This window comes from Pseudomonas ceruminis, assembly GCF_021602025.1.
Lineage (GTDB): Bacteria > Pseudomonadota > Gammaproteobacteria > Pseudomonadales > Pseudomonadaceae > Aquipseudomonas > Aquipseudomonas ceruminis.
In genome coordinates this window covers 193,663-208,962 of the sequence record NZ_BQHW01000001.1, presented here as the reverse complement: position 1 = coordinate 208,962, position 15,300 = coordinate 193,663, and the positions used below count along the sequence as shown (strand labels likewise).

The following is a 15,300-nucleotide window of genomic DNA, read 5'->3' as shown; positions in this document are numbered from 1 at the left end:
GGTGCCTCAGCCCATACAGGGCCCCAAAAAAACCATCCAACATGCAGGGGGCTGATGACTAGACCGTCAGCCCCCTTCATCTCAAAGTCCCTGCTCTGCGAACGGCACGGCCAGCGCCAGGGCCTGGTCCAGCGCAGCAACGTCGACGCCGCCACCCTGAGCCATGTCCGGACGACCGCCGCCCTTGCCGCCCACTGCCGCAGCGGCTTGTTTCATCAGGTCGCCAGCCTTGAGTTGGCTGGAGAGGTCCTTGGTCACGCCCGCCACCAGCACGACCTTGCCCTCATGCTCGCTGCCCAGCAGGATCACTGCGTGGCCGAGCTTGTTCTTCAACTGATCGACCAGGGCCAGCAGGGCCTTGCCATCCTGCCCATCCAGGCGGGCGGCGAGGACCTTGGCACCCTTGACCTCAACAGCCGCGTTGGAGAGATCATCCCCGGCGGCGCTGGCGGCCTTGGCCTGCAGCTGTTCCAGCTGCTTTTCCAGCTGACGGTTGCGCTCGAGCACAGCCGACAGCTTGTCGATCAGGTTGTCACGGTTGCCCTTGACCAGCTGCGCGACTTCCTTGACCTGCTCTTCGGCAGCGTTCAGGTAGGCCAGCGCGGCAGCGCCGGTGACCGCTTCGATACGGCGCACGCCCGAGGCCACGCCGCCTTCGCTGATGATCTTGAACAGGCTGATATCGCCGGTGCGCTTGGCGTGAATACCACCGCACAGTTCGACGGAGAAATCGCCACCCATGCTCAGCACGCGCACGGTATCGCCGTACTTCTCGCCGAACAGGGCCATCGCGCCCTTGCGCTTGGCGGTTTCGATATCGGTGATTTCGGTTTCCACCGGCGTGTTCTTGCGCACCTCGCGGTTGACGATGTCTTCCAGGGCCTTGATCTGCTCTGGCTTGAGCGCCTCGAAGTGGCTGAAGTCAAAGCGCAGGCGCTGGCTGTCGACCAGCGAGCCCTTCTGTTGCACGTGATCGCCCAGCACCTGGCGCAAGGCTTCGTGCAGCAGGTGGGTGGCAGAGTGGTTCAACGAGGTGGCGTGCTGCACGTCGGCATCGACCTTGGCCTCGACGGGCGAACCGATGACCAGCGCACCGCTGGCGACCACACCGTGGTGCAGGAAGGCGCCCCCGGTTTTGGTGGTGTCGCGCACGTCAAAGCGCGTCGCACCGGCCTGCAGGTAACCGGTATCACCAACCTGGCCACCGGACTCAGCGTAGAACGGTGTGCGATCGAGCACTACCACGCCCTCCTCGCCTTCACCCAGTTGGTCGACAGACTGGCCGTCCTTGTACAGGGCGATGACCTTGCCCTGGCCCTCGGTGGCGTTGTAACCGACGAAGTCAGTGGCGGTGTCGACCTTGACCAGGCTGTTGTAGTCCATGCCGAAGGCGCTGGCGGAACGAGCACGCTCACGCTGGGCGTCCATCTCGCGTTCGAAACCGGCCTCGTCGATGGTCAGCTCGCGCTCACGGGCGATGTCGGCAGTCAGGTCCATCGGGAAGCCATAGGTGTCGTACAGCTTGAACACCACGTCGCCGGGCACCACGTTGCCCTTGAGCTGAGCCAGGTCCTGCTCGAGGATGCGCAGGCCCTGCTCCAGGGTTTTGGCAAACTGCTCTTCTTCTGCCTTGAGCACGCGCTCGATGTGCGCCTGCTGGTTCTTGAGCTCGGGGAACGCCTCGCCCATCTCGGCAGCCAGGGCGGCGACGATCTGGTAGAAGAAACTGCCCTTGGCGCCCAGCTTGTTGCCGTGGCGGCAGGCACGACGAATGATGCGGCGCAATACGTAGCCGCGGCCTTCGTTGGACGGCAGCACGCCATCGGCAATCAGGAAGCCACAGGAACGGATGTGGTCAGCGACCACTTTGAGCGATGCCTGGCCGTCGTTGCTGCAGCCGATGGCCTTGGCGGCAGCGGCCAGCAGGTTCTGGAACAGGTCGATCTCGTAGTTCGAATGCACGTGCTGCATGACCGCACTGATGCGCTCAAGGCCCATGCCGGTGTCCACCGACGGGGCTGGCAGCGGGTGCAGGACACCGTCAGCGGTGCGGTTGAACTGCATGAAGACGTTGTTCCAGATCTCGATGTAACGGTCACCGTCTTCTTCCGGCGAGCCGGGTGGGCCGCCCCAGATGTCGGCGCCGTGGTCATAGAAGATCTCGGTGCAGGGGCCGCAGGGGCCGGTGTCGCCCATGGTCCAGAAGTTGTCGGACGCGTACGGAGCGCCTTTGTTGTCACCAATGCGCACCATGCGCTCGGCAGGCACGCCGACTTCCTTGGTCCAGATGTCGTAGGCTTCATCGTCGCTGGCGTAGACGGTAACCCAGAGCTTTTCCTTGGGCAGGTTCAGCCACTTGTCGGAAGTCAGGAAGGTCCAGGCAAAGGTGATCGCGTCACGCTTGAAATAATCGCCGAAGCTGAAGTTGCCCAGCATTTCGAAGAAGGTGTGGTGGCGCGCGGTATAGCCGACGTTTTCCAGGTCGTTGTGCTTGCCGCCGGCGCGAACGCACTTCTGGCTGCTGACGGCACGGGTATAGGCGCGCTTTTCCTGGCCGAGGAAGCAGTCCTTGAACTGGTTCATGCCGGCGTTGGTAAACAGCAGGGTCGGGTCATTGCCCGGAATCAGGGAGCTGGAGGCGACTCGGGTGTGTCCCTGCTCCTCGAAGAAGCGGAGGAAGGCTTCACGGATTTCTGCGCTTTTCATAGGTTCTTCCACGGAAACGGCGGCCCTTGGGGCAAACGCGTCGACGAAACGACGGCAAAGGGCCGCATTATATCGGTCCTGCAGACTCGGTGCAGTGTGTTTATGCGATAGAAGGCGTCGTTTGGACGGCTTTTCAGGCAGGTGCAAACGAAAATGACATGCCTTGATGCTAAATGCAGCCTTTCGCCACTGGCAAGCCAATTACCGCCCAAGGGAAGGGAAAATGGAACAGGCGGTGAATTAAAAGATATTAATGGATGAATCAGGGGCGAACGTCCCTGCCCTGCGGCTAACGGTGGCGCAGCCGCCTAGCCGGCACAGGGCCAGGAACGACAGGAGGGCTCAACCTAACCGCTGCCCGGAGTCCGGGACGATCAGAATCCCCGCCCGCAGGCCGTTCTTGACCTTGGGGTTGGGGAAGATGATCCGCGCGCCCTCCTCCTCGACCACCCAGCGCATCTCGGCCAGGTCCTCGGCCAACAGGTAGCCCTTGCTCAGCTCGGAGAAGTTTTCGATATCCGCCGGCAAGTGCAGGCGAAAGTCCTCGCTATGCTTGATGATCTCGCGGGCGACGCTGAACAGCTTCAGGCCATCCAACGACTCGCCGGTCTCAGGCTCGGTGCCTTCAATGATCTGGATCAGACGTTCTTCCAGCTTGTCGAGGTTGACCTGTTCGTTTTGCCCAAATGGCCGCGCCTTGCCAAGCTCCAGGGTGAAGGCCTCGGCATCGAGTTGCTCGTAGGTGAAAGCACTGAAGGTAATCGAGGATTTGCTCTGCAACAGCACCGCCTCCATGCCCGCAGCCGCCAGGCGGGCCAACTCACGACGGGAGTGCTGACGCCCCTCTTTATAGGGATACAGCGCGAACTGTTCGATTTTGGAGCCGCGGATGGCGGTGTGCAGGTCGTAATGCAGGCGGGTGCGCTCCGGCTTGCTGAAAAACACCCGGGCAAACTGTTCAAGCTCAGCGGCACGCAATGCCTCGAACCCACTGGAGAGCTCATGACGACCGTTGAACAGGCGGTTGATATCCTGCTCGATGAAACGTTCGCCCTTGCGGATTGCGGCAGGGTTGCCGAACAGGAACAACACCCGTGCGCGCGGCTGGACCTTGCCGTTGGCCACACCGTGCAGCAGGCGCTCGAGCAACTCGATCGGCGCCGTTTCGTTGCCATGGATGCCGGCCGACAGCAACAGGTCCAGCCCGCAATCCTCACGCTCGGGCGGGCGTACTTCAAGCGCGCCTTCCCCCAGCCAGCGCAAACGCACGCCCTTGGGTGTAACTTGGGTCTTCTCGGCCGGTTCGTGATCGGTCAGGGTCAGCTCAAGCAATTTGCCAAGGGCGAGCATAGGCGCTTCCTTAGTGGTGGTGGCCGCAGTCCGGGCCATGGACGTGGTCGTCATCGCCGCCCACATCGGCCGGCTCCATTTCCAGTTGCAGGCTGACCAGGTTGGTGGCCATCGGGCGCAGCAGCAGGTTGGCGTACTCGGTGTCGTCTTCCTCGACATCCACACCAATCAGCAGCTGGCCACGACCGTCCTGCTGAATCCACACTTCCTTGCCTTGCCAGACCACGCAAAAACGGGTGCAGGAGGTTTCCAGCTGGGTGCCGTCTTGGTCTTCCAGGATCAGGCGCAGGGCGTCGGTCATTGCAATTCTCTCTTCAAGGTTGGCGTTGGAACGGATAGACCGAGCCCAACTTCAGTATCTGGGTCAACTCATCCAGCGCCGTACGGCACTCGAGCAGCAATTGCGGGTCGGCAAGGTCCGCTTCGCCAAGGCGGTCGCGGTAGTGCTTGTCGACCCACTGCAGCAGGGTGTCGTACAGCGGGGCGGTCATGATAACGCCTGGATTGACCGCCGCCAGTTCCGATTCTTTCAATGCCACGCGCAAACGCAGGCAAGCCGGGCCACCGCCGTTCTGCATGCTCTGCTTGAGGTCGAACACCTTGACCTCCTTCACCGCACCACCCTGGCGGGTCAGCTCGCCCAGGTAGGCCCAGACCCGTTCGTTGTTGCGGCACTCTTCCGGCACCACCAGCAGCATGGAGCCGTCATCGCGGCTGAGCAACTGGCTGTTGAACAGGTAGGAACGTACCGCGTCCTCTACCGCCACTGCGGCCCGTGGCACCCGGATAGCCTGGAAGTTACCGCCCTTGCTGGCCAGTTTAGCCTGCAGTTGGCCAAGCACCGCCTCGGTCTGGAGGAAGGCATCTTCGTGGTAGAACAGCACCTCGCCGTTGCCTACCGAAATAACATCGTTGTGGAACACGCCCTGGTCAATTACTGCCGGGTTCTGTTGAGCGTAGACCACCCCGTCCTCACTCAGGCCATGCAGCCGCGCCACGGCCTGGGATGCTTCGAGGGTCTGGCGCGCCGGGTACTTCTGCGGCGACGGATAACGGCCATCGAACGCACTGCGGCCATAGACGAAGAACTCGACACCCGCCTCGCCATAGCTGCGGCAGAAGCGCGTGTGGTTGGCCGCCCCCTCGTCACCGAACTGTGCCACGGCTGGCAGTGCAGGGTGGTGGGCGAAGTGGCTTTCGTTACTGAACATCGCGCCCAGCACACGGCTGGTGGTCGGATGCTCAATGCTGCGGTGGTACTTGCAGTTAAGGTTGGCAGCAGTGAAATGCACGCGCCCATCGGCGGTGTCGGCACTGGGGCTGACCGTAGCGGCATTGGCCACCCACATGCTCGATGCAGAGCAACTGGCGACCAGCAGCGGCATGGCCTCCTTGGCCGCCCGCTGGATCACTTCGGCATCGCTGCCGGTGAAGCCAAGACGGCGCAGGGCTGCCACGTCCGGGCGCTCTTGCGGCGCCAGAACGCCCTGCTTGAAGCCCATGTCGGTCAGGGCTTTCATCTTCGCCAGGCCCTGGCGCGCCGCTTCACGCGGGTTGGATGCCTGCTGGCTGTTGCTCTGCGAAGCCACGTTGCCGTAAGACAGGCCGCCGTAATTATGGGTTGGCCCCACCAGGCCATCAAAATTCACTTCATAGGATTTCATCGGCTAGGCTCCGTGACCTGTTGTTATAGGGTGACGCCCGGCGTCAGGGACGCCGGCAAGGCAAGGCTGGCGGTTTCCAGCGAAGCCACGGGGTAAGCGCAGTAGTCGGCCGCGTAGTAGGCGCTGGCACGATGGTTGCCGCTGGCACCCACGCCACCGAACGGCGCGCTGCTGGCGGCACCGGTCAGTTGCTTGTTCCAGTTGACGATGCCGGCGCGGCTGCGCAGCCAGAAGTACTGGTAGCGGGCGCGGGAATCGGACAACAAGCCGGCAGCCAGCCCGTACTGGGTGTTGTTGGCTTCATCGATGGCGGCATCGAAATCGGCGTAACGGATCACCTGCAGCAGAGGCCCGAAGAACTCTTCGTCCGGGCGTTCGGCGACGGTGGTGACATCCAGGATACCTGGGGTCAGCAGCGCAGCATCGGCCTGTGGCTGGGTCATTGCCAGCAAGCTGATGGCGCCCTTGCCCAGCAGTTCGGCTTGCGCGGCGAGCAGCCCGCGGGCGGCCTGCAGGGAGATTACCGAGCCCATGAACGGCGCCGGCTGCTGATCGAATGCCCCCACACTGATGCCCTTGCACACCGCCACCAGGCGGGCGATCAGCGAGTCGCCCCAGGCCCCTTGTGGCACCAGCAGGCGACGGGCACAGGTACAGCGCTGCCCTGCGGAAATGAACGCCGACTGAATGATGGTGTACACCGCCGCGTCGAGGTCTTTGACCTCATCCACCACCAGCGGGTTGTTACCGCCCATTTCCAAGGCGAGGATCTTGTCCGGACGCCCCGCGAACTGCTGATGCAGCAGATTGCCGGTGCGGCTGGAGCCGGTAAAGAACAAACCGTCGATACCCGGGTTGGCAGCCAACGCGACGCCCGTTTCACGCGCCCCCTGGACGAGGTTGAGCACGCCCGCCGGCAGGCCTGCGGCAATCCAGCAATTGACTGTGAGCTCGGCCACCTTGGGGGTCAGCTCGCTGGGCTTGAACACCACGCAGTTGCCGGCCAGCAGCGCCGGGACGATATGGCCGTTGGGCAAGTGGCCCGGAAAGTTGTAAGGGCCGAATACCGCTACCACGCCATGGGGCTTATGGCGCAGCACAGCAGTAGCATCCCCCAGCGGGCCGCTTTTTTCGCCGGTGCGCTCACGGTAGCTTTGCACCGATATCGCCACCTTGTTGACCATACTGGTGACTTCTGTAGCCGACTCCCACAGCGGCTTGCCGGTTTCCTCGCCAATGCAGTGGGCCAGGGCCTGGGCATGCGTCTTCAGTTGCTCGGCGAACTTCTCCAACACATCGATACGTGCTTCCAGGCTCAATTGCGCCCAGGCCGGGAAGGCCTGTCGGGCAGCGTGCACGGCTGCTTGCACCTGGCCTGCGTCAGCACCCTGCCCTGCCCAGACGACCGCCTGGGTCACCGGGTTCAGCGATTGCAGGGCGTCGCCCTGGCCGGCGTACCAGTTGCCGGCAATGTAATGCGTGGTCATTTACTGGGCCTCCCGGCTTGCCGACAGCGGCACCGCACGCACGTTGTCGCCCGCGCCCATGCGCAGGCGCTTGGCGGTCAACGGATCGACCACCAAGGTACCAGCGGCAAGGCGCGCCGGCGCGGCGGTGATGCGGCAGTCATCGCGCTTGCGGTTGTGGATGATGTAGGGGGTCGCGTCATCGCCCGGTGTGCCGACAGCCAGTACCAGAGTCTGGCTTTCGCGCACGGCACGAATCTTCGACGTTTCGCATTCGATGGCCGGGCCTGCGTCGAAGATGTCGACATAACCTTGGTAGCTGAAGCCCTCCTGCTTGAGCATGGCCAGCGCAGGCTCGGTGTCGGTGTGGACACGGCCGATGACGTTGCGCGCAGCCTCCGACAGGAAGCAGGTATACAACGGGAATTTGGGCATCAGCTCGGCGATGAACGACTTGTTGCCCACGCCGGTGAGGTAGTCGGCCTGGCTGAACTCCATCTTGAAGAAGTGGCGGCCCAGGCTCTCCCAGAAGGGCGAGCGGCCATGCTCGTCGGACATGCCGCGCATTTCGGCAATGATCTTGTTGCCGAACAGCTGCGGGAATTCGGCGATGAACAGCATGCGCGCACGGGACAGCAGGCGGCCATTGAGCCCGGAGCGGTAATCGCTGCGCAGGAACAACGAGCACAATTCGGAGTTGCCGGTCAGGTCGTTGGCCAGGAACAGCGTCGGGATCTCGCGGTAGATGTTCAGCTCCTGCGAGGCACTGACCGTCAGCCCAACCCGGTAGTTGTACCACGGCTCACGCAGGCCGACGGCGCCAGCGATGGCGCTGATGCCGACCACCAGGCCTTCGTCGTTTTCCAGCACGAACAGGTAGTCGGTGTCGCCCCGCTCGGCTTCACCACGGAAGCTCTTCTCGGCCCAGCCGACGCGATGCCCGAGGCGCTCCTCGTTGGCTGGCAGGGTGGTCAGCCCGGTGGTTCCGGTGCTGCGTGCCAATTCGATCAGCGCGGGTAAATCGCTGCTGCGTACAGGACGAACGATCATGCTATCTCCTTGTGCGGCAACGTTCGCCACCGCAAAAACTCTCTGTTCCCAGGCGTCAGACCGCGACCAGGCGCACACTGGCGCCTTCGCCCACACCCAGCGCTTCAGCGGCCTCGGCATCAAGGCTGACCGGCTTGCCCGGCACCCAGTCCAGTTCCAGCAGCACGGCGCGGTAATCCTGCAACTGGCCGTTGCACACCAGGTAGGGACGCCCACCCTTGGCCGGCACCTGCGCCACCTTGACCGGCACCACGCGGCTCTGGGCGATCGAGCGGATGCCCGAGGCGCGGGCGTGCAACGTCGGCCCGCCGTCGAAGATGTCGATGTAGTGCTCGGTCTCGAAGCCTTCGCGCATGAGGATGTCGAACGTGATCTGCGCACGCGGGTGCACCTGGCCCATGGCTTCCTGGGCCTGATCGGGCAGCAGCGGCACGTAGATCGGATAATGCGGCATCAGCTCGGCGAGGAAGGTGCGGCTCTTAAGGCCACACAGGCGCTCGGCGTGGGCATAGTTGAGGTCGAAGAAGTTGCGCCCGATGGCGTCCCAGAACGGCGATTCGCCCTGCTCGTCGCTGTAGCCGACAATCTCAGTGACCACCGAATCAGCGAAACGCTCAGGGTGCGAGGCCATGAACAGCAAGCGGCCGCGGGAGTTGAGTTCGGCCCAACCGCTGTCCACCAGCTCGGGCAACACATAGAAACTGGTCAGCAGGCTGTTGCCGGTAAGGTCATGACACAACGACAAGACGTGGATCTTGTTGTGGATCTTCAGCTCGCGCGACGCATGGACGAAGGTTTCGTTGCGAAAGCTGTAGAACGGCTCGGAATAGCCGGCCGAGGCGACAATGGCCGAGCAACCGGCCAACTTGCCGGTCACGCTGTCCTCGAGCACGAAGAAATAACTCTCCTCGCCATTGAAGCTGACTTCGGCGGCGAACGAGGTTTCCGACGCGGCGATCTTGTCGCCCAGGCGGGCGGCATCGTCCGGCAGCGAGGTGACACCAACGGGGCTGTCCGCAGCCATGCGCTGCACTTCGTTCAGATCAGCCATTTGCGCGGGGCGCATCACCAGCATGGTGTCACTCCTTTGGAAAACCGGCCGTACACGACGGCACGAAAAAACGGCGGGTGCCTGCTAGCACGCACCCGCACTGGAATTCGGGTTTCGTCGGCCCGCGTGGGGCCGACGAAACAACCGCAGGCGCAATCAGCCCTGGGTCAGTTTGGCCACGGCGCGCTCGAAGCGGTCCAGGCCCTCATCGATATCCGCATCCTCGACCACCAGGCTCGGCGCGAAACGCACCACGTCCGGGCCAGCCTGCAACACCATCACGCCTTCTTTCTCGGCCGCATTGAGGATGTCCTTGGCTTTGCCTTTCCAGGCATCGCTGAGCACGCAGCCAATCAGCAGGCCAACGCCACGCACCTGGGTGAACAGGCCGGTCTGCTGGCCGATCTTTTCCAGGCGGGTCTTGAAACGCTCGTGCTTGGCGGTGATGCCAGCCAGGGTTTCAGGGGTGTTGATCACGTCCAGCACGGCGCAGGCAACCGCGCAGCCCAGCGGGTTGCCGCCATAGGTGGTGCCGTGGGTGCCGACAGCCAGGTGTTTGGCGAGTTCGCTGGTGGTGAGCATGGCACCGATCGGGAACCCACCCCCCAGGCTCTTGGCGCTGGTGAGGATGTCTGGGGTCACGCCGTAGTGCTGGTAGGCGTACAGCGAGCCGGTGCGGCCGACGCCGGTCTGCACTTCGTCGAAGATCAGCAGGGCGTTGTGTTCGTCACACAGCTGGCGGGCGCCTTCAAGGTAGGCCTTGTCGGCCGGGACAACGCCGCTTTCACCCTGGATCGGCTCGATCACCACGGCGCAGGTCTTGTCGGAAATCTGTGCCTTGAGCGCCTCCAGGTCGTTGTAGGGCACGTGGCTGATGCCGGTGATCTTCGGGCCGAAACCGTCAGAGTACTTTGGCTGGCCACCCACGCTTACAGTGAACAGGGTACGACCGTGGAAGCTATTGACGGTGGCGATGATCTCGTGCTTTTCAGGGCCGAAACGGTCATGGGCGACACGACGGGCCAGCTTGAAAGCAGCCTCGTTGGCCTCCGCGCCGGAGTTACAGAAGAATGCCCGCTCGGCAAAGGTGGCATCGACCAGCTTGTGGGCCAGGCGCAGGGCCGGCTCGTTGGTGAAGACATTGGAAACGTGCCAGAGGGTGTTGGCTTGTTCGGTCAACGCCTTGACCAGCGCCGGGTGGCAATGGCCCAGGGCGTTCACCGCGATGCCGCCGGCAAAGTCGATGAGCTCGCGGCCCGACTGGTCCCACACGCGGGAACCCTCGCCTCGTACAGGGATGAAGGCCGCCGGAGAATAGTTGGGGACCATGACCTGGTCGAAATCGGCACGTTGCACCGGGGCTTGCTCAACGGACATCTGAGTCTCCTGAAGAGAAACGCTGGCCTGGAAGTGGCGAGCGATGGGGGGATTGTAAGGACTGATCCGCGCCTGTCCTTGCGGCCAAGCGACAACTTGTTACAGCGCAAAACCCAGTTTTACCAAGGCTTTCGGCAATGCGACAAACACTGTCGCAATCGCGCAGTGTAACGGCAGAGCGGGACTGGGTGAACGGGTGTTCACATATGAAGAGGTGTTGCCTGTACTGGCCTTTTCGCGGGCCGGGGCGGCCCCACGAACGGGAAGCCACAACCGACAGAAACGTCAGCCCTTTTCGGCTGGCGCCGAGCTCAATTCGAACGGGCTGCTGCTACGCCGCTGATTCCGGTCTTCACGCGGCGTTGCACCAAAGAAGTTGCGGTAAGCACTGGAAAAATGCGGCCCTGAGGAGAACCCGCACGACAACCCGATCTGGATGATCGACTTGCTGGTCTGCATCAGCATCTGCCGCGCCTTGTTCAGGCGCAGCTCCAGGTAATACTGGCTGGGTACGCGATTGAGGTACTGCTTGAAGATCCGCTCCAGTTGCCGGCGCGACACGCACACATGCTGGGCGATTTCATCGGTGGTCAACGGTTCTTCGATGTTGGCTTCCATCAGCAACACCGCCTGGGTCAGCTTCGGATGGCTTGAGCCCAGGCGGTTCTGCAGCGGAATGCGCTGGCGCTCGCCACCCTCGCGAATACGTTCGACCACCAGTTCCTCGGACACCGCACCGGCCAGTTCGGCACCGTGATCACGGGCCAGCACCGCCAGCAGCAGGTCGGTCACCGCCATCCCGCCACAGGCCGTCAGGCGATCGCGGTCCCAGTCGAACAGGTGACTGGTGGCGATCACTTTTGGGAAGCGCTCGGCAAAATCGTCCTGCCAGCGCCAATGCACCGCCGCGCGGTAGCCATCGAGCAGGCCGAGCATGGCCAATGGATACACGCCCGCAGACAATCCACCAATCATGCACCCGCTGCGAGCCACCTGCTTGAGCGCTGCCGACAGCGTCGAGCCCACGGCCTGCGGCAACTCATCGGCCAGCAGGAACAGCTTGTGACACCCCTCGAGGCGGCCATTCCACGGCTCGCCCGGCAAGCGCCATGCACCCTCCTCTGCAGGCTCGGCCTGCAGAAAGGCCAACTCGTACACCACATCCGGATGCACTCGCTGGGCCACCTGCAACACCTCCTCTGCCAGCGCCAGGGTCAAAGGCTTGGTGCTTGGCCAAAGGAGAAAACCGATTCGCTGGGTGGTCATAGGGTGCGGTCCGAAACCTGAGGTCGTTCGAGTCTATGGCGCCGGGTCAGGCTGCGCTCGCTGCGCAGCATGCCCTATTCTGGTGCGAAGGTGCAGCCTTTTACTTCAGGCTGCCCGAGAGAAACTGCTTGAGCCGCTCCGATTTCGGATTGGCCAGCACGTCGCGTGGGCAACCGGTTTCTTCGACCAGGCCTTTGTGCAGGAACACCAACTGGTTGGACACCTCGCGGGCGAAGCCCATTTCGTGGGTGACCACCACCATGGTCCGGCCTTCCTGGGCCAGGGCCTGCATGACCTTGAGCACATCGCCCACCAGCTCCGGGTCGAGCGCCGAGGTCGGCTCATCGAACAGCATCACTTCAGGCTCCATGGCCAGCGCCCGGGCAATGGCCACTCGCTGTTGCTCGCCGCCGGACATGTGCCCGGGGAACGCGTCCTTGCGGTGGGCGACACCGACCTTGGCCAGGTAATGTTCAGCCTTTTCCAGGGCTTGCTTCTTGCTCATGCCCAGCACGTGCACCGGCGCTTCGATAACGTTTTCCAGCGCAGTCATGTGCGACCACAGGTTGAAATGCTGGAACACCATCGACAGCCGCGAGCGCATGCGCTGCAATTGGCGGGGGTCGGCAGCCTTGAGTGCGCCGTCTTTGCCGGCAACCATCTTCAGCTCTTCGTTGTTGAGCAGAATCTTGCCGGCATGCGGCTGCTCGAGCAGGTTGATGCAGCGCAGGAAGGTCGACTTGCCCGAACCGCTGGAGCCGATGATGCTGATCACATCGCCGGCCTTGGCTGCCAGGGACACGCCCTTGAGCACTTCATGGCTGCCGTAGCGCTTGTGCAGGTCTTGGACTTCGAGTTTGTACATGCTGTCGGTTCTCACAGAGCGTTCAGTGCTTGCGCGGCGCCAGGTAGCCGAGCCAGCGGCGTTCGGCCATCTTGAACAGGCGCACCAGGATGAAGGTCAGGCACAGATAGAATACGCCCGCCGTGATATAGGCCTCGAAAGGCAGGTAGTACTGGGCATTGACCGTACGTGCGGCACCGGTGATGTCGATCAAGGTAACGATCGACGCCAGGCTGGTGGTCTGCAGCATCATGATCACTTCGTTGCTGTACTGCGGCAGCGCCCGGCGCAAGGCCGATGGCAGCAGAATGCGGCGGTACATCTTGATACGCGACATGCCCATGGCTTTGGCGGCCTCGATTTCGCCGTGGGGCGTGGCCTTGAGGCTGCCGGCAATGATTTCGGCGGTATAGGCGCTGGTGTTGATGGCAAAGGCCAGGCAGGCACAGAACGTTGCACTGGACAGCCACGGCCAGACAATGCTCTCGCGCACCGCCTCAAACTGAGCCAGGCCATAGTAGATCAAGAACAGCTGCACCAGCATCGGCGTACCGCGGATGACGTAGGTGTACAGCCATGCGCTCATGTTCACCAGTGGCTGCTTGGATACGCGCATCAACCCCAGAGGCACAGCCGCCAGCAGGCCGAACAGCAGCGACAGCGCCAACAGCTTGAGGGTGGTCAACAGCCCGCCGAGATACAGCGGCATGGCCTCCCAGATGACGTTGTAGTCGAAGATCATAGTTCAGCCACCTTCACACCCACCGAGTAGCGCTTTTCCAGATACTTGAGGGCCAGCAGCGAAACACTGGTAATCACCAGGTACAACGCTGCCACCGCCAGGAAGAAGGTAAAGGGTTCGCGGGTGGCATCGGCCGCCTGCTTGGCCTTGAACATCATGTCCTGCAGACCGACCACCGAGATCAGTGCCGTGGCCTTGGTCAGTACCAGCCAGTTGTTGGTGAAGCCCGGAATCGCCAGGCGGATCATCTGCGGCACCAGGATGCGGAAGAATACTTGCCGCCCGCTCATGCCATAGGCCGCGCCTGCTTCGGCCTGGCCCTTGGGAATACCGAGGAAAGCGCCACGGAAGGTTTCCGACAGGTAGGCGCCAAAGATGAAGCCCAGGGTACCAATACCCGCCACCAGCGGGTTCAGATCAATGTAATCGTCATAACCGACCAGCGGCGCCACACGGTTGATGATGTCCTGCCCGCCGTAGAAGATCAGCAGGATCAGCACCAGGTCCGGAATACCACGGATCACCGTGGCATACATATCGCCCAACCAGGCCAGCCAGCGCACCGGCGACAAGCGCAGCGCGACGCCAATCAGGCCGAGCACGATGGCCAGGGCCATCGACGACAGGGCGAGCTGCAGCGTCAGCCACGCCCCGTCGAGGATGACTGCCCCGTAGCCTTTCAACATGATGAGGTCCTCGACCTAGAGAATGAAAAATGGTGCAAACCTCAGAGCCTCTGCTGTTTGCACCATTGCACAGGTGAAACTCGACGACTTAGTTCGAGTCTGGACCGTAGATGTCGAAGTTGAAGTACTTCTTCTCGATTTCTTTGTACTTACCGTTGGCACGAATGGCGTCGATGGCCGCATTGATGCGGTCGACATTGGCCTTGTCACCCTTGCGTACGGCAATGCCGATGCCGTCACCGAAGTACTTGGCGTCGGTGAAGGCCGGGCCTACGAACGCGAAGCCCTTGCCGGCGTCGGTCTTGAGGAAGCCGTCTTCCAGCAGGGTGGCGTCAGCCACGGTGCCGTCGAGGCGGCCAGCTGCCACGTCGAGGTAGATCTCGTTCTGGGTGCCGTAAGGAACCACGGTGGCGCCCTTGGCGCCCAGCACTTCCTTGGCGAAGCGGTCGTGGATCGAGCCGCGCTGCACGCCGATCTTCTTGCCTTTCAATTCATCCAGGCTGTCGCTGACCGCGGTGCCTTCCTTCATGACCAGGCGCGCTGGGGTCAGGTAGTAGCGCTTGGTAAAGTCGACCGACTTCTTGCGGTCTTCGGTGATCGACATGGACGACAGGATAGCGTCGATCTTGCGCACTTTCAGCGCTGGGATCAGGCCATCGAATTCCTGCTCGACCCAGGTGCACTTGGCTTTCATTTCTTCACACAGGGCGTTGCCGATGTCGTAGTCGAAACCGGCGATGCTGCCGTCAGGCTGCTTGAAGGCGAAGGGTGGGTAGGCGGCTTCGATGCCGATCTTCAACGGCTTTTCATCGGCCTGCGACACCAGGGAAAACACGGAAAGCGCCAGGGCGCCAAGCAGTGCGAGCTTCTTCATCAGGTAACTCCATCGGTACAGGGCAATACAAGGCAGGGTCACAACTGCCCGATATGCGAATGGGTACAACGCGAGCCGCGCAGGGTTCGACCAAGGTCGCAGACCACGAGCGAGTGAGTGGCATTCTAACGACAGCCCGGTAGTCGATATTTCTTCAAAGCGACAACTACTTACAGAAGCGCTTGAAACCGCAGCGGGCGTGGTTGACAGCCATTGCAAGATAT

13 protein-coding genes are annotated in these 15,300 nt (G+C 62.4%); all 13 read right to left on the bottom strand.

Annotated elements, in window-relative coordinates; all coding sequences use genetic code 11:
- Positions 1-81 precede the first annotated feature (81 nt).
- The 13 genes from alaS to L6D80_RS00875 all read right to left on the bottom strand — a co-directional run bounded on the left by alaS (position 82) and on the right by L6D80_RS00875 (position 15,076).
- Positions 82-2,706 (bottom strand): alanine--tRNA ligase, encoded by a 2,625-nt coding sequence (alaS, locus tag L6D80_RS00935; protein ID WP_176512482.1) that lies wholly within the window; start codon positions 2,704-2,706, stop codon positions 82-84.
- Between the two features lie 342 nt (positions 2,707-3,048).
- On the bottom strand, positions 3,049-4,056 hold the full coding sequence (astE, locus tag L6D80_RS00930) for a succinylglutamate desuccinylase (protein ID WP_054903356.1): 1,008 nt from the start codon (positions 4,054-4,056) through the stop codon (positions 3,049-3,051).
- A gap of 10 nt (positions 4,057-4,066) precedes the next feature.
- The gene (locus tag L6D80_RS00925) at positions 4,067-4,357 is read right to left on the bottom strand and encodes a hypothetical protein (protein ID WP_054903355.1); all 291 of its coding nucleotides are present in this window, start codon (positions 4,355-4,357) and stop codon (positions 4,067-4,069) included.
- Between the two features lie 13 nt (positions 4,358-4,370).
- Positions 4,371-5,720, bottom strand: a complete 1,350-nt coding sequence (astB, locus tag L6D80_RS00920) for an N-succinylarginine dihydrolase (protein WP_054903354.1) — start codon at positions 5,718-5,720, stop codon at positions 4,371-4,373.
- 23 nt (positions 5,721-5,743) lie between these two features.
- Positions 5,744-7,207 (bottom strand): succinylglutamate-semialdehyde dehydrogenase, encoded by a 1,464-nt coding sequence (gene astD / locus L6D80_RS00915; RefSeq protein WP_176512481.1) that lies wholly within the window; start codon positions 7,205-7,207, stop codon positions 5,744-5,746.
- Positions 7,208-8,236, bottom strand: a complete 1,029-nt coding sequence (gene astA, locus L6D80_RS00910; RefSeq protein WP_054903352.1) for an arginine N-succinyltransferase — start codon at positions 8,234-8,236, stop codon at positions 7,208-7,210.
- Between the two features lie 55 nt (positions 8,237-8,291).
- On the bottom strand, positions 8,292-9,311 hold the full coding sequence (gene aruF, locus L6D80_RS00905; RefSeq protein WP_054903351.1) for an arginine/ornithine succinyltransferase subunit alpha: 1,020 nt from the start codon (positions 9,309-9,311) through the stop codon (positions 8,292-8,294).
- Positions 9,312-9,443: 132 nt separating this feature from the next.
- Positions 9,444-10,664 carry an aspartate aminotransferase family protein gene (locus L6D80_RS00900; RefSeq protein WP_176512480.1) on the bottom strand — a complete coding sequence of 407 codons (1,221 nt, stop codon included), beginning with the start codon at positions 10,662-10,664 and terminating at the stop codon, positions 9,444-9,446.
- Positions 10,665-10,949: 285 nt separating this feature from the next.
- A complete protein-coding gene (gene argR / locus L6D80_RS00895) occupies positions 10,950-11,930 on the bottom strand; it encodes a transcriptional regulator ArgR (protein ID WP_054903349.1) in 981 nt (326 codons plus the stop codon).
- A 100-nt stretch (positions 11,931-12,030) separates the two neighbouring features.
- Positions 12,031-12,795 (bottom strand): ABC transporter ATP-binding protein, encoded by a 765-nt coding sequence (locus L6D80_RS00890; protein ID WP_054903348.1) that lies wholly within the window; start codon positions 12,793-12,795, stop codon positions 12,031-12,033.
- A 22-nt stretch (positions 12,796-12,817) separates the two neighbouring features.
- Positions 12,818-13,516: an ABC transporter permease gene (locus L6D80_RS00885; protein WP_054903347.1), complete on the bottom strand. Its 699-nt coding sequence runs from the start codon at positions 13,514-13,516 to the stop codon at positions 12,818-12,820.
- Positions 13,513-14,202, bottom strand: coding sequence for an ABC transporter permease (locus L6D80_RS00880; RefSeq protein WP_176512479.1), 690 nt, complete (start codon positions 14,200-14,202; stop codon positions 13,513-13,515). The genes L6D80_RS00885 and L6D80_RS00880 overlap by 4 nt, the downstream gene beginning before the upstream one ends.
- Positions 14,203-14,290: 88 nt before the next feature.
- Positions 14,291-15,076: an ABC transporter substrate-binding protein gene (locus L6D80_RS00875; protein ID WP_054903345.1), complete on the bottom strand. Its 786-nt coding sequence runs from the start codon at positions 15,074-15,076 to the stop codon at positions 14,291-14,293.
- Positions 15,077-15,300 lie beyond the last annotated feature (224 nt).